At 41.5% G+C, this 20,696-nt stretch carries 22 protein-coding genes and 1 pseudogene; 15 read left to right on the plus strand and 8 right to left on the minus strand.

Annotated elements, in window-relative coordinates; genetic code table 11:
• Nucleotides 1-11: 11 nt before the first annotated feature.
• From ABKW31_RS20960 to ABKW31_RS20970, 3 genes are read right to left on the minus strand one after another with little or no spacing between them, the layout of a single operon-like run.
• The gene (locus ABKW31_RS20960; protein ID WP_348618577.1) at nucleotides 12-935 is read right to left on the minus strand and encodes a 2-dehydropantoate 2-reductase; all 924 of its coding nucleotides are present in this window, start codon (nucleotides 933-935) and stop codon (nucleotides 12-14) included.
• Between the two features lie 13 nt (nucleotides 936-948).
• Nucleotides 949-1,638, minus strand: a complete 690-nt coding sequence (locus ABKW31_RS20965) for a TIGR01621 family pseudouridine synthase (RefSeq protein ID WP_348618579.1) — start codon at nucleotides 1,636-1,638, stop codon at nucleotides 949-951.
• A 6-nt stretch (nucleotides 1,639-1,644) separates the two neighbouring features.
• Nucleotides 1,645-2,202: an Hpt domain-containing protein gene (locus ABKW31_RS20970; protein WP_348618581.1), complete on the minus strand. Its 558-nt coding sequence runs from the start codon at nucleotides 2,200-2,202 to the stop codon at nucleotides 1,645-1,647.
• Nucleotides 2,203-2,502: 300 nt separating this feature from the next.
• Between ABKW31_RS20970 and gshA the strand changes: the two genes are divergently transcribed.
• Complete coding sequence (gene gshA / locus ABKW31_RS20975) at nucleotides 2,503-4,107, plus strand: glutamate--cysteine ligase (protein ID WP_348618583.1); 1,605 nt, start codon at nucleotides 2,503-2,505, stop codon at nucleotides 4,105-4,107.
• A 93-nt stretch (nucleotides 4,108-4,200) separates the two neighbouring features.
• The gene (locus tag ABKW31_RS20980) at nucleotides 4,201-4,848 is read left to right on the plus strand and encodes a hypothetical protein (protein ID WP_348618584.1); all 648 of its coding nucleotides are present in this window, start codon (nucleotides 4,201-4,203) and stop codon (nucleotides 4,846-4,848) included.
• Nucleotides 4,849-4,865: 17 nt separating this feature from the next.
• Here the strand turns inward: ABKW31_RS20980 and smrB are convergent, their stop codons facing one another.
• Complete coding sequence (gene smrB, locus ABKW31_RS20985; protein WP_348618586.1) at nucleotides 4,866-5,441, minus strand: endonuclease SmrB; 576 nt, start codon at nucleotides 5,439-5,441, stop codon at nucleotides 4,866-4,868.
• Between the two features lie 104 nt (nucleotides 5,442-5,545).
• On the opposite strand from smrB, the gene prmB reads away from it, so the two are divergent.
• From prmB to ABKW31_RS21005, 4 genes are all read left to right on the plus strand, one after another.
• Nucleotides 5,546-6,484, plus strand: coding sequence for a 50S ribosomal protein L3 N(5)-glutamine methyltransferase (gene prmB, locus ABKW31_RS20990; protein WP_348618588.1), 939 nt, complete (start codon nucleotides 5,546-5,548; stop codon nucleotides 6,482-6,484).
• A 94-nt stretch (nucleotides 6,485-6,578) separates the two neighbouring features.
• Nucleotides 6,579-7,676, plus strand: a complete 1,098-nt coding sequence (aroC, locus tag ABKW31_RS20995; protein WP_348618590.1) for a chorismate synthase — start codon at nucleotides 6,579-6,581, stop codon at nucleotides 7,674-7,676.
• Nucleotides 7,677-7,693: 17 nt separating this feature from the next.
• Entirely contained in the window at nucleotides 7,694-8,869 is a 1,176-nt protein-coding gene (locus tag ABKW31_RS21000) for an MFS transporter (protein ID WP_348618592.1), read from the plus strand.
• 385 nt (nucleotides 8,870-9,254) lie between these two features.
• Nucleotides 9,255-9,461, plus strand: a complete 207-nt coding sequence (locus ABKW31_RS21005; RefSeq protein ID WP_068379496.1) for a cold-shock protein — start codon at nucleotides 9,255-9,257, stop codon at nucleotides 9,459-9,461.
• A 143-nt stretch (nucleotides 9,462-9,604) separates the two neighbouring features.
• Here the strand turns inward: ABKW31_RS21005 and ansA are convergent, their stop codons facing one another.
• Nucleotides 9,605-10,612 (minus strand): asparaginase, encoded by a 1,008-nt coding sequence (gene ansA, locus ABKW31_RS21010; RefSeq protein ID WP_348618593.1) that lies wholly within the window; start codon nucleotides 10,610-10,612, stop codon nucleotides 9,605-9,607.
• A gap of 116 nt (nucleotides 10,613-10,728) precedes the next feature.
• Here ansA and ABKW31_RS21015 point away from each other — a divergent pair, with 116 nt between their 5' ends.
• Both ABKW31_RS21015 and ABKW31_RS21020 read left to right on the plus strand, forming a co-directional pair.
• A complete protein-coding gene (locus tag ABKW31_RS21015) occupies nucleotides 10,729-12,090 on the plus strand; it encodes a M24 family metallopeptidase (RefSeq protein WP_348618594.1) in 1,362 nt (453 codons plus the stop codon).
• A 74-nt stretch (nucleotides 12,091-12,164) separates the two neighbouring features.
• Entirely contained in the window at nucleotides 12,165-12,773 is a 609-nt protein-coding gene (locus tag ABKW31_RS21020) for an HAD-IA family hydrolase (protein ID WP_348618595.1), read from the plus strand.
• A 19-nt stretch (nucleotides 12,774-12,792) separates the two neighbouring features.
• Here ABKW31_RS21020 and ABKW31_RS21025 read toward each other — a convergent pair whose 3' ends face one another.
• Nucleotides 12,793-13,635, minus strand: a complete 843-nt coding sequence (locus ABKW31_RS21025) for a hypothetical protein (protein ID WP_348618597.1) — start codon at nucleotides 13,633-13,635, stop codon at nucleotides 12,793-12,795.
• A gap of 41 nt (nucleotides 13,636-13,676) precedes the next feature.
• On the minus strand, nucleotides 13,677-14,411 hold the full coding sequence (locus tag ABKW31_RS21030) for a dienelactone hydrolase family protein (protein ID WP_348618599.1): 735 nt from the start codon (nucleotides 14,409-14,411) through the stop codon (nucleotides 13,677-13,679).
• A 105-nt stretch (nucleotides 14,412-14,516) separates the two neighbouring features.
• Between ABKW31_RS21030 and ABKW31_RS21035 the strand changes: the two genes are divergently transcribed.
• The 5 genes from ABKW31_RS21035 (at nucleotide 14,517) to ABKW31_RS21055 (ending at nucleotide 17,713) form a co-directional block, all read left to right on the plus strand.
• The gene (locus tag ABKW31_RS21035) at nucleotides 14,517-14,978 is read left to right on the plus strand and encodes a hypothetical protein (RefSeq protein WP_348618601.1); all 462 of its coding nucleotides are present in this window, start codon (nucleotides 14,517-14,519) and stop codon (nucleotides 14,976-14,978) included.
• 63 nt (nucleotides 14,979-15,041) lie between these two features.
• Entirely contained in the window at nucleotides 15,042-15,299 is a 258-nt protein-coding gene (locus ABKW31_RS21040; RefSeq protein ID WP_348618602.1) for a hypothetical protein, read from the plus strand.
• A gap of 105 nt (nucleotides 15,300-15,404) precedes the next feature.
• Nucleotides 15,405-15,689 (plus strand): pyrimidine/purine nucleoside phosphorylase, encoded by a 285-nt coding sequence (locus ABKW31_RS21045; protein WP_348618604.1) that lies wholly within the window; start codon nucleotides 15,405-15,407, stop codon nucleotides 15,687-15,689.
• Between the two features lies 1 nt (nucleotide 15,690).
• A complete protein-coding gene (locus tag ABKW31_RS21050) occupies nucleotides 15,691-16,050 on the plus strand; it encodes a Fis family transcriptional regulator (protein WP_348618606.1) in 360 nt (119 codons plus the stop codon).
• Nucleotides 16,051-16,318: 268 nt separating this feature from the next.
• Nucleotides 16,319-17,713 carry a DEAD/DEAH box helicase gene (locus tag ABKW31_RS21055; RefSeq protein ID WP_348618607.1) on the plus strand — a complete coding sequence of 465 codons (1,395 nt, stop codon included), beginning with the start codon at nucleotides 16,319-16,321 and terminating at the stop codon, nucleotides 17,711-17,713.
• Nucleotides 17,714-17,897: 184 nt separating this feature from the next.
• Here the strand turns inward: ABKW31_RS21055 and ABKW31_RS21060 are convergent, their stop codons facing one another.
• Entirely contained in the window at nucleotides 17,898-18,113 is a 216-nt protein-coding gene (locus ABKW31_RS21060; RefSeq protein WP_348618609.1) for a hypothetical protein, read from the minus strand.
• A gap of 245 nt (nucleotides 18,114-18,358) precedes the next feature.
• On the opposite strand from ABKW31_RS21060, the gene ilvD reads away from it, so the two are divergent.
• Together ilvD and ABKW31_RS21070 are read left to right on the plus strand one after the other, a co-directional pair.
• On the plus strand, nucleotides 18,359-20,038 hold the full coding sequence (gene ilvD, locus ABKW31_RS21065; RefSeq protein WP_348618611.1) for a dihydroxy-acid dehydratase: 1,680 nt from the start codon (nucleotides 18,359-18,361) through the stop codon (nucleotides 20,036-20,038).
• Between the two features lie 380 nt (nucleotides 20,039-20,418).
• Nucleotides 20,419-20,696, plus strand: a pseudogene (locus ABKW31_RS21070) (transposase); the annotation flags it as partial.

A 20,696-nucleotide genomic window follows, 5' to 3' on the forward strand; every position in this document is an offset into this window, starting at 1 on the left:
GATGAATTCTACTATGTCGACACTTCCCGTTGCCGAATTTCTCTACAAAGGGCAAGATTAACTGGGCAAGGTAAGTTGAAACGGGCCGCTTGTTCAACAATATAGCCATTGATGAAATTTATCTCAGTCTTACGTTTAGCCTGCAAATCTCTATTCATAGAAGAATAATTATCACGGGTCTGCTGTATTACTTGTTTGACGGCATTTATCAATCTATCTGACTCAAGCTCAAATCCCAGATGTTGCATGATAAGGGTTATTTCATCACATATCGCGGCAATTTGTATTTGGTATTTGGCTTGAGCCAATTCGCCATTTTTTACCTTGTATAAAGCACTCAAAGGATTAATAGCCGCATTAATGGCCAGTTTGATCCACAAAGGAAAGAGGATGTCGGTATGCCAATGCGAGGGCGGCAGCAGGGCCGACAACATGTTTTGAATCTCAACTTTATGATCAGCAACATTGCACTGAATCCAGCCGAGTTGAGTCTCTCCACAGCCCTTTATCGCCAGTTGATCTACCTGCGGCTTAAATGCCCCGTAAGTAGTCGTGGCAGCCAGCAAGTTATTGTGTGGCAGTTGCTGTCGCACGCGCTCAATGGTGCCCATGCCGTTATGCAGCAAGACAATGGTTTGCCAAGGTTTGATGTAGCTATGGGCCTGTTCAATGAAATCAGCCACTTGGTAGGCTTTTATAGGTATGATGATGATGTCACTTTCCGCGACTGAATTAAGAGACCCAACAGGCAAATGAAAACGGTATTGCCTATTATCAATATCACTCACATCAAGTTCAATTTTCTGATTATCTCGCGTGACAACCACATAGTTGTAACTAAGCTGATGACAGCGAAAAGCCAGTAGATTACCTATCACGCCATTGCCGATAATCGCTATTTTACTGGGTTGATTTAGCTTTGTACTCAAGGGCATTGAACGCTATTTCTTAATGAGGGTGGCTATAATTTGGCCATGTTAATGTCCAGGGCAAAGAGAGGTTACTAAGCAAGTCTTGTGTTGCTGTTAAAGCAAAAAAATCGCCCACCTTTGGTTCACACAATAGTTCGATATTCTCTTGCTGGTAGTTAAATTTTAGTGCGTAAGCATGCAGGTATGTGCGGTCTGCACTTTCCCCTTTATACAGCGTGTCGCCGAGTATCGGACTGCCCAAGCTTTTCATCATAACCCTGATTTGGTGGGTTTTACCGCTCAGTGGTTTGAGTAAAAATAGGCGTTTATTGGGGATAAGACCAAAGCTATTAAACTGGGTTGTTGCGCGTTGATTCTGAGTGTCATCTAGTATCCACAAGCCATCACGGACTTTTTTCATGCCGCCACTGACAGTTCCTTGCTTCTTCTTAGGTTTTTTGCACGCAATAGCCACATAGTACTTTTCTATTTGATGGGCTTCAAATAGTCGACCAAACTCAGCCGCAGCTCTCTCGGATTTGCCTAATACAAGTAGGCCTGAAGTGACTTTGTCCAATCTATGCACTAACCACAGACGCTCTAAGCCTAGTTGCTTACAAATAATAGGTAAGATTCCTTGCTGATGCTCTTCATCTTGCACAGCAATCGTCGGTGGTTTGTTAATAACAACAAAATCAGGATGTTCAAATACTATCTCGATTAACAAGAGGGCTTAACCGAGTATTCGTTTGGCGCTTTCATAATCAAAGTCAGCAATTGCGCTTTTCAGAGCCCTTTGCTGCTCATCATTTAATGATAAGTCGTTCAATAGATCAGCCAGTTTACTTTGGGTAATAAATTCATTGCGGTTTAATGCGTCCAGCAATAACTGTTTTGAGTTGCTGGGTTTTTCTGCAAGTTTAACTTCTGCGCTAGTATTAGAGGCTAGGCCTTGAGTAATCGCCTGGTTAACCTCGTCTAAGGTTTGCTGTATCACCTGAATATAAGTTTGTAATGCGCCTAAATCGGTATTTTTGTCTAGTTTGAGTTCATATTCTCTGCTGGCTAAATGTAAAGACTGCATACCTAAATTACCGCTCACACCTTTAATTGTATGCACATGCAGTTTCAAGGACTTCATATCTTGTTCGAATAACAGTTGCTCTAATAGTTTATCTGCAGTTTGATATTGTTCGTTAAACTTGCCAAACATTTTTAACAACAAAGCGCTGTTACCGCTAAATTGTTTTAAGGCAAACTCATAGTCAATTAAGAGGGCGGTTTTTTCCATTAATTTAAATCTCTTGCGCTAATATCTTGGTAGTTTAACAGACAAAAAATTCAGTTCTATAGGCTTATCTAATCATAATACGATTAATTATCGACTAAATGACTTGAATTTGTGCAAAGCAACATCATAGTACACTGTCATTAAACACATTTTGTAACCTTGCTCAAAAGCAACAAATTTTGGTGTCTTCGTTTTGTAGGATAAGATATCGCTGTAAGTAAGACTTTTTAGCCCTTATGTAATTGAACTAGCTTTGGTGGTGTCGAAAGAGGCATTGCCTTTATAATTGGAATAAGCATTTTGCAAACACACTCAACGACTTTCGCCCAGCGTCTCGCCATCTTACAACAGGACACGGTCAAATCGACACTACCTGGGATCAAACATGGAGTGGAACGCGAAACACTAAGAGTTAATTCTGATGGCGGTTTGGCCCAAACTCCCCATGCTAAAGCATTTGGATCTGCCTTGACCCATGAATGCATAACAACAGATTTTTCTGAATCATTGCTTGAATTTATTACTCCGCCAGAGTCAAGCGCTGACCTTACTATTGCTCAGCTACAAGATTTGCATAAGTATGTCTTGTCGCACATGGGACAAGAAATGTTATGGCCGATGAGTATGCCATGTTTTATTACCAGTGATGATGATATACCTTTAGCCCAATACGGTTCTTCAAATATCGGAAAAATGAAAACCTTGTATCGCCAAGGTTTAAAAAATCGCTACGGTAGTATGATGCAAGCTATCTCCGGTGTGCATTTTAATTTTTCTCTGCCCGATACATTTTGGCAACAGTGGATCCCTAAAAGCAGTGATGACATTGCCACTAAAGAAAGCATTTCTGCGGCATATTTTGCTTTAATCAGAAACTATCGTCGCTTCTGTTGGCTGTTGCCCTATCTGTATGGTGCTTCTCCTGCATTGTGTAGTTCATTCATTAAAAACAAAAAGACTTCTTTGCCCTTCAAAACATTGGGAACAGGTACATATTATTTGCCTTATGCAACCTCTTTACGCATGAGTGATTTGGGTTATACCAACAGTGCTCAATCGGGTTTGGCTATCTGTTACAACGATGTCTCAACTTATATCAAGTCTCTGCGTTGTGCTATTAACAAACCTTCTGCCACTTACCAGAAATTTGCAGGTAAAAAAGACGGTAAATATCAGCAGTTGAATGCCAATGTATTACAGATAGAAAATGAGCTGTATTCACCTATTCGCCCCAAGCAACCCACAAAAAGTCTGGAAAAACCCACTGATGCTCTAGACGCAAGGGGGGTGAATTATGTCGAAGTGAGAGTATTGGATGTCAATCCATTTAGTGAAATTGGTATCGAGCGTAACCAGTTCTTTTTCTTGGATGTATTTTTAGTTTACTGCGCCATAAGCCCAAGCGATTTTATGCAAGCAGAACAATATCAAGAAACCGAGAATAATTTAAAAGCGGTAGTCAAAGAGGGCAGAGATCCCGACTTGATGTTATGCAATGATGGTAAATTAATGAGCTTACCGCATTGGGCTGACGCCTTATTTGCTGAAATGAATGAAGTGGCTAAATTGCTTGATAGTGCCAACAATTGCAAAGATTATACACAGGCCTTGGTAATTGAGTGGCAAAAGGTGCTCAACCCTGAACTGACACCATCGGCTAAGATATTAAATATGCTGTTAAGCAAACAGCAAGACAATAGTGAGATGGGGCTAAATCTTGCTGAAACTTACAAAACCAAACTGTTGGCCAATGAATATAAAACGATGACTGAGGCTGAACTTGATGCACAAGCTCAACTATCGATGCAAAAGCAAGATGAAATTGAAGATGTTGTGAGTGAATCATTCGATGAATTTTTAGCTAACTATTTTTCTAGTGATGAAGCGGTATTAGCTCAATGTTAGTAAGCAAAAAAAAAGCCTGATTTACATCAGGCCTTAAAGCTACTACCAGGGAAAAACACACAATAACTAGAACACATTAAGTCAGAGTGACCAATGTATAAAAAGTTCACAAATAATGTTAAAAAAATTAAAATTATTTTTGTCTCATTGCTTAGCTCTTTATTTTTAGTGGCCTGCAGCGTGACTCCGCCACCGCAAAATAGCAGTGACCTGTGTGAAATTTTTTTTGAAAAACGCGATTGGTATGATGCAGCTAAAGATATGAGTGAAAAGTGGGGCGTACCTATCCATGTTCCAATGTCGATGATGTATCAAGAAAGTTCTTTTAAAGCTAAGGCTCGTCCACCCAAAGATTATTTATTTTTTGGTCTCATTCCTTGGGGGCATATCAGTACTGCCTACGGTTATTCTCAAGCTAAAACACCTACTTGGGAGGATTATATTCGTGAAACAGACAACAGCTGGGCTGATCGAACCGACTTTGATGATGCAATAGACTTTATGGGCTGGTTTATCGCTAAAACCCATAAGATAAATGGTGTTTCAAAGTGGGATGCTGAAAAACAATATCTAAATTATCATGAAGGTTGGGGCGGCTATAAACGTGGTACTTATCATAAAAAAGCGTGGTTAAAAAAAGTTGCAAAAACCGTGCATTATCGATCTTTGAGTTATGCAACTCAACTTAAAGGTTGTGAGGAAGAATTATCAGAAGGTTGGTTCTGGCGCTTATTTAGTTAATCTGAAGTCAGCTTAAGTTAGTCTTTTTTGAAGTTCGTTGGCACATCAAGCAGCACCAGCAAAGCGGATTTCCCTCCCCACTCTTTAGGCGCTTGATGAAAACCTAATACATTAGGGTGTTGCATTAGCCAATTTGGAACACTTTTTTTCAAAATGTGTTTGCCGATTCCGTGCATGATACTGACGCAATTTACGTGTTTTTTATGTGCTGCATGCAACAATGCGGCAATCTCTAACTTAGCATCTTCTTGCTTTAAGCCATGTAGGTCGAGTAAAAACTCTGGTGCGTAGTCTCCTCGTGCTAAACGTTTTATGGTTTGAGCCTCAGTTCCGGGTTTAACATATTTGATTTTTTCGTCTGGATTAAAATAGGCCTCAAAGCCATCAGAAAAAATAAAACTGGCAGCGACTTGCTTGATTTGTTTGTTATTCGCAACATTTTTTCTTTTTCCTTGGGAAATGTTCTTGCTGCAAAAGCGTTGAGGCGGTATTTTGTCCTGCTTTATGGGTACAATATCTCTAAACTCCTGAATGAATAACTCTGTATCAGGCGTTGGCAATGGATCAAATTGTTTAAGTATTTTATCTTTCATCAAATTAGGTATTAGCGATTTATTAATAATAGAAGTGCAGCTAGTGCTAAGTTTGACACATAGGCCTTAGCCAATCCAAACATTAAGCAAGTAAAAATTACACCATGAATCAACAAATTAATATTGAACAAACAGTCAATGAACTGCACACCATTCTCGACCTTGTACGCTGGTCAGTGAGCCGTTTTAATGAAGCAGGCCTGTATTATGGACATGGTACGGATAATCCATGGGATGAGGCGACCAGCTTAATACTGCAACTTTTGCATTTACCGCAGACCTTGCCCCTACAAACGGGCGATCAATTGTTTCATAGTCGCTTAACAACAGCAGAAAAAGTGAATTTAGTGGCCATGATACTGCGCCGTGTGAATGAGCGTATTCCTGCAGCGTACCTGACTAATCAAGCCTGGTTTTGTAATTTGCCATTTTATGTTGATGAGCGCGTTTTAATTCCTCGCTCACCTTTTGCTGAGCTTATTCAAAATAAATTTGATGCTTGGTTGAGCTACGAACCTTTGACCATTCTTGATTTGTGCACGGGTGGCGGTTGTATTGCGATTGCCCTAGCTTATGCTTTTGAAAACGCCCAAGTTGATGCAGTAGACATTAGCCCTGATGCTCTCGATGTGGCTGAGATGAATATTAATGAGCACGGTTTGTCGGAGCGAGTATTTCCCATCCAGTCAGACTTAATGACGGCGCTCAAAGGACAGTGTTATGACTTGATAGTCTGTAATCCACCTTATGTTGATGCCGAAGATATGGATGATTTACCCGACGAATATCATCATGAACCTGAGCTTGCATTAGCGGCAGGTGAAGATGGTCTAGATTTGGTAGATGATATACTGCGTCAAGCCCCTGAATTTTTAGCCGAGGGAGGATGGTTATTTGTTGAAGTAGGCAATAGTGAAGTACACATGCCGACAAAATACCCCGACCTGCCCATTACTTGGGTTGAGTTTGAAAACGGCGGTAATGGTGTATTTGCCATTAATAAAACCGACTTAGTTGAATATTGGCACTCGATTCAACATTAAGCCAAATATCTAAATAAGGCTTAAGCAAGGGAGTCGTCAATTTAATCATTGATGTTCAACACACACATTTATAGTAAGAGACAGGAAATAAACTATGGCGGGTAATACCTTCGGCAAACTTTTCACAGTGACCACTTTTGGCGAAAGTCATGGCATAGCAATTGGTGGCGTCATAGACGGTTGTCCTCCTGGCTTGGAAATTAACGAAAGCGATTTGCAAATAGACTTAGATCGCCGCAAACCAGGCACCTCTCGTTATACCACTGCCAGACGTGAGGAAGATGAAGTACAAATTTTATCAGGTGTTTTCGAAGGCCGCACGACAGGTACCAGTATCGGTTTATTGATTAAAAATACTGATCAACGCAGTAATGATTATTCAAAAATTAAAGATACTTTTCGTCCTGGCCATGCAGATTATACCTACCAGCAAAAATATGGGTTAAGGGACTATCGTGGTGGCGGTCGCTCTTCTGCCCGTGAAACGGCTATTCGTGTTGCTGCAGGAAGTGTCGCGAAAAAGTATTTAAAAGAAAAGCTGGGTATTGAAGTATTGGGCTATTTATCACAACTTGGCCCAGTAAAAATCGAAACAGTGGATCATAGTATTACTAACAGCAACCCATTTTTCTGCCCTGATGCCAGTAAATTAGATGCCCTAGATGAATACATGCGTGATCTTAGAAAACAAGGCGATTCTATCGGCGCTAAAATTTCAGTGGTCGCTACAAATATGCCAGTTGGCTTAGGTGAACCCATTTTTGATCGACTCGATGCTGATTTAGCGCACGCAATGATGGGGATAAACGCGGTCAAAGGAGTAGAAATTGGTGATGGTTTTGCTGTCATTGAACAAAAGGGCAGCGAGCATCGCGATTTGATGTCACCCCAAGGGTTTAAGTCGAATCGTTCAGGCGGGGTACTCGGTGGTATTTCCAGTGGACAAGATCTTATCGTGCATATGGCGTTAAAACCTACCTCCAGTATTAGTGTACCTGGTGAAACAATAGATGTGCATGGTCAAAGTGCCGAAGTAATAACTAAAGGACGTCATGACCCTTGTGTGGGTATTCGGGCGGTGCCTATCGCCGAAGCCATGATGGCACTGGTTATTATGGATCATTTATTACGTCATCGCGGTCAAAACGCCGACGTTATTAATACCACACCAACTATCCCTGGACAGGCGTAAGCCTGTCATAACCGATTTTGTCGCAACGCGCTTTTTCTAATACCAATTTATATTTACTGGCTTTCACCTACTTTTGCTATTTTGGGCAGGTGGGAGTCATTATTCCGTATCTGGGCGTTTTTCTCGATGCCCGGGGCTTTTCGTCGGTCGAAATTGGCCAGCTCACCGCATTTATCACCTTAGCACGTATTATTGGGCCGCATTTGTGGGCTAACTTTTCCGACAAGTCAGGCAAAAATTTACGGATGTTGCAATTGGGCTGTTTGCTCAGCTTATGTTGCTTTAGTTTAGTGTTTTTCATCGATAGCTTTTGGGCGCTAAGCATCAGTATTGGTTTGATGATGATGTTTATCAGCGCCATTTTGCCGCAAATAGAAGTGCTGACCTTGTCTTGTGTCAACGGCCAGGGCAGTCGCTATGGAAAGATTAGGCTATGGGGCAGTATCGGCTATATTCTACTCACCATCGCCACCGGAACGATGATTGATAGCTTCTCAACGGAAGCGCCCGTTTATATTACGAGTTTAATTTTACTGACTCTATTGTGCAGTAGTTTTTTCTTAACTGAACCGAACAAAACACGCGAACCATTACAACAAAATGATTCTATTTGGCCCAAACTAAAGGCGCCTATTTTTATTTGTTTCATTTTTTCAGCCATGTTGTTACAGATGAGCTTTGGGCCTTATTACGGTTTTTTTGCATTATACGCCAAGGATCTTGGTTACAGCGGACAAGCGACTGGTTGGCTGATTGCTACTGGAGTGATGGTCGAAGTCGTTATTTTTATCTTTGCTGGCGGTTTAATTAAACGTTTTGGCGTTAAAAGCCTATTAGTATTCAGCATTGGCTTAACCGCGCTCAGGTGGGCATTGTTAGCCTATTATGCCGATAGTTTATTTTTTTTACTATTGAGTCAAATGTTACACGCTTTTAGTTTTGCAATGACCCATGCCGCATCAATTCATTTCATTCATGTTTATTTTGGTAAATATTTTCAAAGTCGTGGCCAAGCTATTTATATTAGTGTCGCATTTGGACTCGGTGGCGCTGGCGGTGGGTTTATTGCTGGGGAATTGTGGCAACAGGGGCAGGGTGCTGAACTGACTTTCTTATTCGCTTCTTTAAGTGCCATAGTTTCGGCCATTTGTTTACTGCCAATTACAAGCAAACGCATGAATGGTGTAGCTTAGGGCGATTTTATCAGGCGTAAATTAAATGCGCTTTTAGCGACTTGAATTAGACTGTTTTACCGCAGTAAATACGGCTTTAAAAAACGACATCGCAAGGGCATGTTTAGTCTTAATAAGTCTTTTAGTTTAACGATATCAAACTTTCTTTTTAAACTAAGGTATTGAAACACTTAGTCTTGTTAGACCAGTTTTTCAATAATAGTTGTTGACCTTATTAGTAGGAAGGCTATACTAAACAGGCTTGAAAGTAAGTTTGATATTTATGCACATTGTTTCGATGTTCCATAGCAGTACCTCGTCTTGTAGATCATAAGTAATTGCAACACGCTTCAGCACCAAAATCGCCTCATTTGAGGCAAATTACTTTTTATTTATAGGAAAAATTATGTCTACTACTACTGGTACAGTTAAATGGTTCAACGAGTCTAAAGGTTTCGGTTTCATTCAACAAGAGAATGGCCCTGACGTTTTCGCTCATTTCCGTGCTATCACTGGAACTGGCTTCAAAACTTTGACTGAAGGTCAAAAAGTTGAGTTCACTGTAACTCAAGGCCAAAAAGGTCCTCAAGCAGAGAACATCGTAGTTCTTTAATTTTTAACTAAATTAAAGTATTACCAAAAAAAGCAAACTTCGGTTTGCTTTTTTTATGTCTGAAATTTAGTGCTGTAGATTTTTTGTGGTAAACAAAGGCCGCAATTTACTGTGGTAATGACTTATTTTTCAGGTGGAGTATTTTATAGCGTTAGTTCGCCGCGCATATTTTCAGTCAATAATCGTTTGACCTCATTCAGTGGTAAATCTTTACTCAACAAATAATGTAGTTTGGCCAATGCCGCTTCTGGCGTCATGTCAGTGCCAGAAACAACGCCAATTTCTCGCAGGGCATGCCCGTTGGCATAGCCACCCATATCAACCTTGCCACGCATGCATTGAGTACAGTTCAATACGATAATTTCTTGTGCATCAGCATTTTTTAATTGATCTAATAATGGCTTGTTTTTGGGCGCATTACCTACCCCAAAGCTCAATAATATAAGGGCTTTAACAGGTTGTTGCAGAGTATTGCGCAACACTTCGGCACTGATACCGGGGTAGAGTGTCACCACACCAATTGGCTGTGATCGCATGGGGCTTACCCGTAATTTGTTATCCGGTTTCAGTCCGATCAAACGTTTGTCTACGTCAATACTAATACCCGCCTTTAATAGGGCTGGAAAGTTGGGGGAATCAAATGCATTAAAACCATTGGCATCTACTTTTCGACTGCGATTGCCGCGAAATAACTGGTTGTTAAAAAACAGAGTGACTTCAGGAATAGGAAAATTAGCCGCAATATAGAGGGCGTTAAGTAAGTTAACTTGGCCATCTGAACGCAGCTCTGCCAAGGGAATTTGCGAGCCCGTCACTATCACAGGTTTACCTAAGTCTTCTAACATAAATGACAGTGCAGAGGCTGTATAGGCCATTGTGTCGGTGCCATGTAATATGATGAATCCATCGTATTGCTCATAATTTTGCGCAATATCATCGGCAATTTGTTGCCAATCGGTGGGGTCCATATCTGAAGAGTCAATCAATTCATCATATTCATGAATAGTAAAAGAAGGCATTTCGGCGCGATGAAATTCTGGCATTTTTGCTAGGGTGCTTGATAAAAAACCTGCTGCTGGTACATAACCTTGTGCTGATGGACGCATACCAATAGTGCCGCCCGTATAGGCCACATAGATTGTTTTTTTCATAATGGTTAGTTCTTTTGCTGTTTCAGTTATTGTACGCTGAGTGTTAATCTGAAGCCAAAGTTTCGCTTTTACATAAAACTCACTTACAGTAAAAAATTGAATACAGGCAAACAATAATGACAACAAAATGGACAAAGCTACTTGTTACTTTTTCGCTTATTTGGCTTCAACCTGCATTTGCAGACCAAGACAATAATGGAATACTTAGTCTGCGTGACCGTGCTCAAGTTATTAATACTCACTTGGATGATCGACTAGAAAACTTACTTCCTACATTAATGCGCCGAGAAGGCATTGACATGTGGATCCTAATATCCCGTGAATATAATGAAGACCCTGTACTCAAAACCATGTTGCCTGCAAATTGGTTATCAGCTAGACGCCGAACAATATTAGTGTTGTTTGACCCCGGTAAGGATGAAGAGGGTAATTTTCAAGCCATCGAGCGCTTAGCGGTTGCTCGGTATAATGTTGATACTATGTTTCGTAAATCGTGGGATAAAGAACAACAGCCCAATCAATGGGATAGTTTGGTTGAACTGATCAAACAAAAAAATCCGCACAAGATAGCCTTGAATAAATCTACAACTGTGGCCTTGGCGGACGGTTTAACTGCAACTGAATATGAAGAATTCAAGTCAGCACTTGGCCCAAACTTGCAAAGCCAAATAGTATCCTCAGAGCCATTAGCGATTGCTTGGTTAGAAACCCGAAGTGAGCAAGAAATGCAGGTTTATCCAAGCATCGTTAAGTTAAGCCATAAAATTGTGGCCGAGGCGTTTTCAAATGATGTGGTTAAACCTGGGGTAACCACGACAGAAGATGTGGTTTGGTGGCTGCGCGAGAAGGTGGTTGAGTTGAAATTACAAACATGGTTTCACCCAACAGTGTCTATTCAACGTGCTTCAGAAGATAAATTTGATCATATTCAAGCTTTCAGTAAGCGCCCTGAGCAGCAAACTATTATGCCAGGAGATTTGTTACACTTGGATTTCGGTATTACTTATTTGCGTTTAAATACTGATCAGCAGCAACATGCCTATGTACTAAAAAAAGGTGAGCAAGATGCGCCTGATTATCTCAAGCAGGCATTGGCAAATGGTAACAAGTTACAAGACATATTCATCGCTAACTTTAAGCTTGGCCGCACAGGAAATGAGGTACTGGCCATGTCTCGCCGTCAAGCGATTGAACAAGGAATTAAACCTTCAATCTATACTCACCCCATTGGTTTTCATGGGCATGCGGCAGGCACGACTCTCGGTATGTGGGATTCTCAAGGAGGGGTGCCAGGGGAGGGCGATTATCCCTTACATGCCAATACCGCTTATTCAATTGAGCTCAATGCTGCTACTTTCATTCCACAATGGAAAAAGGAGATTCGAATTATGTTGGAGGAAGAAGCCTATTTTGATGGCCAAGGTGTGCGTTATTTAGATGGTAGGCAAACTCAGTTTCATTTAATAAAAAGTGAATAAAATCGGTAAATGATGGGTCTTTAAAGTGTGTTTTGGCGTAAGAGTGTCACTTTTATTAAAAACGAGCGAATGATATGTTTGCAAAACCATTGCACTTAATCAAAGGGGTGATTTTTGATCTTGATGGCACATTACTGACTTCCGCACTGGATTTTCAGGCGATGCGCCAGCAGATTAATTGTCCACCACAGCTAGATATTTTAAGCTTCATTGCAGCTCTGCCCCAAGAGCAACAACGCTTTGCCAATCAAGTGGTACTGGAGCATGAGTTGGCAGATGCACAAAATTCGAGCTGGATTGAAGGCGCGCAAATGGCCATTAGCATGTTGCAGAGTAACCATATTCCGACGGCAATTGTGACTCGCAATAGCAAAGTAGCGACTTGGTTAAAATTAAATAATAATCAACTAGCGGTTGATGTTGTGCTCACTCGCGAAGATGCACCTGCAAAACCTGATCCGACAGCACTGTTACAAATAGCAGAGAGTTGGCAGTTGCCAGTGCAACATTTGGCTTATATTGGCGACTATCTTTATGATCTGCAGGCCGCCAACAACGCGCAAATGTTCGCGGGTTTATATGCACCTGAGCAAGTGCCAGATTATGCCCACCTTGCCGATTGGGTGTTTAGTGATTTTGCACAATTTATTGAGCTACTCAGTGCTAATAAAACCCTAAAATAATGCCACCGTCAGCCGCTTTTTAGTTGAACTGGCTTGGATAGAGCTCTTGAGCGGGTCCATGTTCGAAGCGATAAAGTAAGTCGCTAAATAACGAGTCATTAATAAGTGCATCAAGAGATTTAACCACTTCTTGAATATTTTTATCCTGTTCTCTACCAGCTTGTTGATAAAGCGCAATAAGCTCGGTTAAACGCATATTGTGTTGGTTTTGTAATTGTTGATCAGCCATCACAAAGTACCATGAACCACCCCAATAAGCCGCAGGGAAATTGCGTTTCTCCATCAGTTTAGTGGCAATGCTTGCTGCGCTTTCTCTTATATTAAATCGACTTAAATGAGGTGCGATTTTGTTATGATAAAGCTGCTTAACAGGCTCAGACAATAGTTTATCTGCTTCCATAATCTGATATTGCATATAACTGGCAAAACCCTCAGAAAACCATGCGTACTGTTCTCCTACATAGGGGATCGCCAAATGAGCGAGTTCGTGATAAATCGTCCAATCGCTTATAAAGTCGTGCAAAGCAAACCGAGTATCAACATAAAAATGTATGCTCTCTTGCGCATCTCTGCGGGTATGTGCCCAAGGAACAGGCTGATCAGAAGGTTTTGGGTAGACATACAGCTCAAGGCGACGAGGATAATCTCCTAAGGTTTGGCGAGTGGCCTTAACACCCTCTTTTAACCATTGGCGCAATACGTCTTTTTGCTCACCAGTAAAACGGCTTAAACCGTGAATGCGAAATTGCTGAGCAGCCGGGTTAGCAAAGGTAACACTTTGCTTTTGAGACTCATTATTGCCATTTTCTGCATTGGCTTGGGCAATAAGCAAAGGGTTAAAGCAAAATGCTAAACCAATCAAAACGTTTCTTTTTAGCCTATGCATAGAGTGCTTGATATCAACTAACTATTTTGCTGAAAAAAATCGACTGCCATGCGGTAACACTGCATCGCTAAGGCTGCATCAAAACGCTCTCCTTCATCGCGCATAAAAGCATGTTGAGCATTAAACTCATGCCAACTAAAGTCGCAGTTATTTTCACTCAAGGTTTGATAAATTAGCTGACGTCCTTGTGCTGGTACATGTGGGTCTTGCTTGCCAAACACGAGAACTAATGGGCATTTTATTTGCGGACTCCGACTCAAGGAATCGTTACCAATTTCACAAGGCAGTGTGTTTGAATGAATATCTGTAGGATATAAACAAAACGCACCTTTTATTGCTGGATTTAATGCCGCTCTAAAGGCTAAATGGCCGCCTATGCACACACCCATACTAAACACCTTCTGTGCATAAAATGATTGCGATTTCAGATAATCAATTATCCCTTGTGTATCGCTATCATGATGTTCGAGTGGCTTTGCAAACTTGTCAGCATTACCTTTATCTTTGCCTTTATCGTCATAAGCTAAAACAGTACCCACAGGGTTAAGTTCATGAAATATTTCGGGTACCAGTACAATAAAACCGTGACTAGCCAGAATAGCAGCGCTGCGAGCAATAGGAGCGGTTACTTGAAAAATTTCTGAATAAAAAACGATGGCATTGTAAGTACCAGTTTGCACTGGACGATAAACCTCAGTACGCATAGTGCCAGTGGCTGTGTTTATATCTTGCTGATGGTGTTGAATGATCATAATTATGTTCTCTAAGCTTGCTATGCGAATAATTTAACTTGGTTTACTGAATAAGGTCACCATCATAAAGTAAATAAGGTGTTTAACAATGGCGTATAAAACACGATGAACATTAATCATAAAACTTCGGCGATGCTTTTTTTAAGCGCCTTGTGCTTAGTGTTTTCGGTTCTCCTTGTATCGCCCAATGTGCCCCATTCTGATTCAATCGCTCCAAGCTTAGAAAGTGTCGAACATTCTCAGCCGCTTACGGTTAAGCGTTTTGCAGTAAAGCAATTTGACTACAAGCAAGTAAAGCTTTTTACCGCAGTCAAGCAAATAGGATCACTCGATCCTGTTACTCATAATCAAACCCACAATGACTCAGTCATATTGCTGCCGTTTTTTATCCGTCTAGCAGGCGACGCTTTTGCCCCTCCCATGCTTGAAAACTATCAACATGGTGTTCAGGTTTACATGTCACACCAACAACAAGTGTGGCATAAGATCAAGCGACCAGGCCTTATAAAACTATTCAATCAGCAGTATGAGGCTTTAGATATACTCCCCAATTCAATTTTTGCTTAAGTAACCAAGATTACCGCAGGGATTTTAAACCTGCATAAAAGAAGCAAATTTGAGAATGTAACTATGAGAGATTTAATCGCTATCTACGCTGAGCTTAAGCCTTGGATAATTTTTTTAATTTTTATTTGGCTGTGCTTAAAATTAGTGGCTTTAGCCCGAAAAAGAAAAGGTGTAGCGCTGGCCTTTGGTATTTTTGCCCAAATGTTTTTACCTGATCCCAAGGCTCAACAAACCATAGAAGCTATAGTTCAACGCAAAGAGGAAGTTAAAAAACAACAAGATGAAAATGGTGAACTGAAAAATGATGAGACTAAAAATTAAGTAACTAGTCAATTGTCGTCTAATTTAGGCAAAATTGGTGGCTTATTGACTGCTGAAATCTGTTAAATTAACCACCAAATTGACAATCTATCTCAAGGAACAATTATGTTTAAAGTAAATGAATATTTTGACGGCAATGTCACATCAATGGCTTTTCAAACTGCAACTTTGCCCGCTACAGTAGGTGTAATGGCGCCTGGTGAGTATGAATTTGGTACCAGCCAGTTTGAAACAATGACAGTGGTGAGCGGTGCCTTAACCGTGTTATTACCGGGCCAAACTGAATGGCAGACATTCAGTACCAGTCAGATTTTTACTATTGAAGCTGATGTAAAATTTCAAGTAAAAGTCAGTGTAGACACCGCCTACCTTTGCACTTACGGAAAATAATATGAGCTCTATGAAGTCAACGGTCAAAAAACTTGATGATAACGTGATCAAAGCGCTGACTAAAGTGTGTGAAGAAGCTAAACAACACATTGAAGGCTTTGACTGGCTAACTCATAGAGCTGATTACAGTAACTTTCCTGCCTCACTCGCTGTTACCTGTGTTTTTTTAACTGAGCACCATTTGAGTCAAGCGATGGAGCAAAAACAAGATGCCTACCTGCGCAAGCAAGTGCAAAAGCAAATGTTAAAAGCGGGGATTTTGCTTAAAGATGTCAGGCGCAATGTGTTTTTTGATAGTGAAGAAGCCTGTGCTGCGGGGCATGGCGGAAATTGGGACAGTCGTTTGGCAACCTCACATTAACCATTAAGTCCGCATTCGCACCATGGGCAACTCTGGTGCGAAGATATATTACATTTTCTATCTGACTATCCGTCACATAAGCTTTTTTGTGGAGTTTAACCTAGCTAACGCATACTAAACGCAGTGACGCTTGGGTACTTATTTTTATCAAGCGACATTAAGTGCACAAAAATTAGCCAAAAACACAATCAATCCTCACCTTTACGCGGAAAATGCTGTATATTCCGCCCTCGTTTTTTGACTGTAGCAATTCTACAGAGGATCTCTTATGCAATTTTCATCTTTAGATTTGGCCCCAGAGCTACAGCGCGCCCTCGTGGAATGTGGCTACAGTAATATGACACCCGTACAAATGCAGGCCATTGTGCCAGCACGTCGCGGTAAAGATTTACAAGTAACGGCACAAACCGGCACCGGTAAAACGGCTGCTTTTGCTATTCCTGTATTACAGCAAATGCTTGATAAACCCAAAGCGGTCGTTTCTCGTCGACCTCGCGCTTTGATCTTAACCCCCACTCGCGAATTAGCTGAGCAATTAGCTGATGCTATTAGTGCTTATGCGCAGTTTGTCCCTATCAGCGTAACCGCATTATATGGTGGCGTTAAAATGGGCGGACAAGCGAACAAATTAAAAGCAGGTGTTGATTTAGTTATTACTACGCCTGGGCGTTTGTTAGAGCATATTACTCTGGGTAATGTGGTATTGGCAGAAGTTGAGTTTGTGGTATTAGATGAAGCTGACCGTATGTTGGATATGGGCTTTGTTGCCGATGTAATGAAGTTAATGCAAATGACAGCGGACAAACGTCAAACCTTGTTGTTTTCTGCCACCACTTCACCGGCAGTCAATGAACTATCCCATAAAATTCTGAATAATCATCAACAAATCCGCGCCACTAAGGTAAATAGTACCGCTGATACCGTAAGGCATGCGGTTTATACGGTGGAAGAAAGCCGTAAAATCGAATTATTCGAAAAGCTGCTAGCGGAAAAAAATTGGTTTCAAGTGTTGGTATTTACCAGTACCAAAGAACAAGCCGATACCTTATTAGCCGGCCTTAAAAAACATAAAATTGAGGCGGCCGTGTGCCACGGTGACAAAAGCCAGGGCTCAAGACGCCGTGCTATTGCTGATTTTAAAACAGGCAAATTACAAATTTTGATTGCTACTGAAGTTGCTGCCCGCGGCTTGGACATTCAAGGGCTAGATTATGTGGTTAACTTTAATTTACCCTATTTGCCAGAAGATTATGTACACCGTATCGGCCGGACCGGTCGGGCAGGGGCTGCAGGTAATGCCATTTCATTTGTAAGCCGTGAAGAAGAACAAACCTTAGAACGTATTCAAAAGCTCATTGGTACTGATATTAAACGTATCGTTAAACCTGGTTTTGAAGTCAGTAGCCGTGGTTCTCTGCTTAAAAGTATTTCGCGTAAGGTACTATCAGGCCGCTCAAATAGAGCTAGCGAAACCATTATTGACATGGAAAACACGGGTGACAAACAGCCTAAAGGAAAACCACGCCGCGCCAAAGCCAGTGAAGAGTCGAGTGATAAAACGACCGCCAAGCCCGCGCGTTTGAAAAAGACCAACAAACCAACCGAAACTGGACCTAAGAAGAGAGTATTACGCGGTAAGCGCGCTAAGCAATACTCACGGTAAGTTAAGAAAATAGGTCTTGCTGCTCAAGGATATTTTTCTTGGGCGGCATAGATTTTCAGACAAAAAGCTAATTGATAGCGTCGGTTAAATCGTGGCTTAAGTAAAAAACTCTCGTAATAGCACCCTTCAGATAGATGCTCCTATCACCTCATCATATTCTTTTTTAAATCAATTTTTCGTCTACTTATTTTTTAACCTGGATATCTTCAAGTAAACTTATGATTGTGTGGTTGTTGTTGAGTTTAGCTAGCTCAATGAGATAGCTTTTTTCAAGATCTTGCATCGGTTCGTCTGGCAATAATGAGCGTATTGACTGCTCTTCTCCATTAGCAATAGCGGTCTTCAAGGCTGCAAAGTTCGCGATACCATGTTCATTTTGATTTGTGTTGTCAGTTGCCATCAGTTGCCCTCCAAAATTGTTGCTGATTCAGCTCATAGCGTGTAGCTATCGCACAACAATACGGCCCAGTGTGTTGCAATGCAACTTAAGCTGCTAATTAGCCCGCTTTTACCCGCTTCTAAGTTTGAAAAACTTGTTCTATAAAATCATCTAAATAAGACCATTTAATTCATAGGCTTAGTTTGTTTATTTGGCTATACAACTCTATAGTTGCAGCTATCAAATTTGAAAATGCAGAGTTAAAAATGAGTACCGATAAACCGCGCAAATATTCACATAAAATCGTAGATGGTGCCGCTCAGGCTCCGAGTCGCTCTATGCTAAGAGCTGTAGGCTTTGGCGATGCGGATTTCAAAAAATCACAGGTGGGTATTGCTTCAACATGGTCAATGGTTACGCCATGTAATATGCACATTAATACTCTTGCAGAAGAAGTGGGTAAAGGCGTAGATAGTGCAGGTGCTAAAAGCGTGATTTATAACACCATTACCATCTCTGACGGTATTTCTATGGGTACCGAAGGTATGAAGTACTCCTTGGTATCGCGTGAGGTTATTTGCGATTCTATCGAAGCGGTATCAGCCGGCATGGGGCATGACGGCATTATCGCCATTGGTGGCTGTGATAAAAATATGCCAGGTTGTTTGATGGGCTTGGCACGTTTGAATCGCCCATCAATTTTTGTCTATGGCGGCACTATTTTACCAGGCGAAAACCATACTGATATAGTATCAGTATTCGAAGCGGTGGGCAGTTATGCTGCGGGTGATATCCCCATCACTCAACTAGAACATATTGAAAAAACTGCGATACCCGGAGCTGGATCTTGTGGCGGTATGTATACCGCAAATACTTTAGCTTCGGCGATCGAAGCTTTGGGTATGAGTATGCCAAACAGTTCTGCACAAAACGCGGTTTCAGCCAACAAAAAACAAGACTGTATTGATGCGGGCAAAGCCATTGTTTACCTGCTTGAACACGATATCAAACCCTCTGATATTATGACCAAAAAGGCTTTTGAAAATGCGATCACATTGATCATTACTCTTGGAGGCTCGACCAATGCTGTGCTGCATCTAATTGCCATGGCCGACGCCATTGGCGTAGAAGTGACATTAGATGATTTTGTGCGAATTGGTGAAAAAACACCTGTGATTGCTGACTTGCGACCCAGCGGTCAATATTTGATGTCTGAATTAATAGAAATCGGCGGCATTCAACCACTGATGAAACGTTTGTTGGATGCGGGCATGTTGCACGGAGACTGCATGACGGTAACGGGTCATACTATGGCCGAAAACTTGGCTGGGGTTGCAGATTATCCAGACGGACAGACGATTATTTTACCCTTTGATAAACCTATCAAAAAAGACAGTCATTTGGTTATTTTGACTGGCAATTTAGCCCCTGAAGGTGCGGTTTCAAAAATCACCGGTAAAGAAGGTTTACGCTTCACCGGCTCAGCCAAAGTGTATGACTCAGAAGAACAAGGTTTTGCCGCTATTATCGATGGCAAAGTGGTCGCCGGAGATGTGGTTGTCATTCGTTATGAAGGCCCGCGAGGTGGTCCCGGTATGCGAGAAATGTTGAGCCCCACCTCGGCTATTATGGGTAAAGGCTTAGGTAACGATGTTGCTCTTATCACCGATGGTCGCTTTTCAGGTGGTAGTCGAGGGTTTGTGGTAGGGCATATAACGCCTGAAGCTTACGAAGGCGGAGCTATCGCCTTGGTAGAAAATGGAGATAGCATTACTATTGATGCACAAAGCCGCCAGATGACGCTCAATATCAGTGATGAAGAAATGGCTAGGAGAAAGCAAAATTGGCAACAACCCGTCCCTAAATATACCAGAGGATTGCTTGCAAAATACGCCAGAACGGTCAGCTCTGCTTCCACTGGGGCGGTGACAGATAGACCTGAGTAAATATTGAGTCAAACCAATCCATTTCTATAAGTTATCGCTTATAAAGTGGATTGGCTGCTTACTTGCTTTCTATCCCCGGTTTTAATGATAGTTGGGCCTTTACTCATAACCTACCAAATCAGGTTGATTGCTGGAAACAAGGCAATTTGTGTTCGTTATTGGGCGGCAACATTAGAATAATTTAGATATTTGACACAAACTGCACCATTACAACGCTTGGCTATGTTGCAAGCAATTAAGACAGCCATGATAAGGGGACTAAGAGTAAGATTAAAAAGACAGCCATTGTAATCAACGCTATTATGACACCCATAATAAATTGGCAAAAAGTCAGTTTTGAACTACGCTTTAAAGGTTCAAACAACCACGGATGGTCTGTCATGCCCCAATCACGTCAAAGCCAAATCAGTCTTATTGATACCCCTTATTATCACTGTGTCTCGCGCTGTGTTCGCCATTCTTTTTTGTGTGGCCGAGATACTGTTACCGGCCAAAGCTATGAGCACCGCCGCGGCTGGGTGGAGGCGCGTTTATTGTTTTTATCATCCCTCTTCGCTATTGATATTGCGGCCTATGCGGTGATGAGTAATCACACGCATGTGGTGGTGTATGTGGATAAAGCGCTGGCACAAAGCTGGTCAATGGAAGAAGTGGTTAG

The sequence above is a fragment of the Paraglaciecola sp. 25GB23A genome (assembly GCF_040012495.1).
Classification (GTDB): Bacteria; Pseudomonadota; Gammaproteobacteria; order Enterobacterales; family Alteromonadaceae; genus Paraglaciecola.

Bases quoted from the DNA above. Each gene is read 5' to 3' on its own strand.
- ABKW31_RS20960 (WP_348618577.1), bottom strand. From the start codon at position 935: ATGCCCTTGAGTACAAAGCTAAATCAACCCAGTAAAATAGCGATTATC.
- ABKW31_RS20970 (WP_348618581.1), bottom strand. From the start codon at position 2,202: ATGGAAAAAACCGCCCTCTTAATTGACTATGAGTTTGCCTTAAAACAA.
- ABKW31_RS20980 (WP_348618584.1), top strand. From the start codon at position 4,201: ATGTATAAAAAGTTCACAAATAATGTTAAAAAAATTAAAATTATTTTT.
- smrB (WP_348618586.1), bottom strand. From the start codon at position 5,441: ATGAAAGATAAAATACTTAAACAATTTGATCCATTGCCAACGCCTGAT.
- prmB (WP_348618588.1), top strand. From the start codon at position 5,546: ATGAATCAACAAATTAATATTGAACAAACAGTCAATGAACTGCACACC.
- aroC (WP_348618590.1), top strand. From the start codon at position 6,579: ATGGCGGGTAATACCTTCGGCAAACTTTTCACAGTGACCACTTTTGGC.
- ABKW31_RS21005 (WP_068379496.1), top strand. From the start codon at position 9,255: ATGTCTACTACTACTGGTACAGTTAAATGGTTCAACGAGTCTAAAGGT.
- ansA (WP_348618593.1), bottom strand. From the start codon at position 10,612: ATGAAAAAAACAATCTATGTGGCCTATACGGGCGGCACTATTGGTATG.
- ABKW31_RS21015 (WP_348618594.1), top strand. From the start codon at position 10,729: ATGACAACAAAATGGACAAAGCTACTTGTTACTTTTTCGCTTATTTGG.
- ABKW31_RS21020 (WP_348618595.1), top strand. From the start codon at position 12,165: ATGTTTGCAAAACCATTGCACTTAATCAAAGGGGTGATTTTTGATCTT.
- ABKW31_RS21030 (WP_348618599.1), bottom strand. From the start codon at position 14,411: ATGATCATTCAACACCATCAGCAAGATATAAACACAGCCACTGGCACT.
- ABKW31_RS21035 (WP_348618601.1), top strand. From the start codon at position 14,517: ATGAACATTAATCATAAAACTTCGGCGATGCTTTTTTTAAGCGCCTTG.
- ABKW31_RS21040 (WP_348618602.1), top strand. From the start codon at position 15,042: ATGAGAGATTTAATCGCTATCTACGCTGAGCTTAAGCCTTGGATAATT.
- ABKW31_RS21045 (WP_348618604.1), top strand. From the start codon at position 15,405: ATGTTTAAAGTAAATGAATATTTTGACGGCAATGTCACATCAATGGCT.
- ABKW31_RS21050 (WP_348618606.1), top strand. From the start codon at position 15,691: ATGAGCTCTATGAAGTCAACGGTCAAAAAACTTGATGATAACGTGATC.
- ABKW31_RS21055 (WP_348618607.1), top strand. From the start codon at position 16,319: ATGCAATTTTCATCTTTAGATTTGGCCCCAGAGCTACAGCGCGCCCTC.
- ABKW31_RS21060 (WP_348618609.1), bottom strand. From the start codon at position 18,113: ATGGCAACTGACAACACAAATCAAAATGAACATGGTATCGCGAACTTT.
- ilvD (WP_348618611.1), top strand. From the start codon at position 18,359: ATGAGTACCGATAAACCGCGCAAATATTCACATAAAATCGTAGATGGT.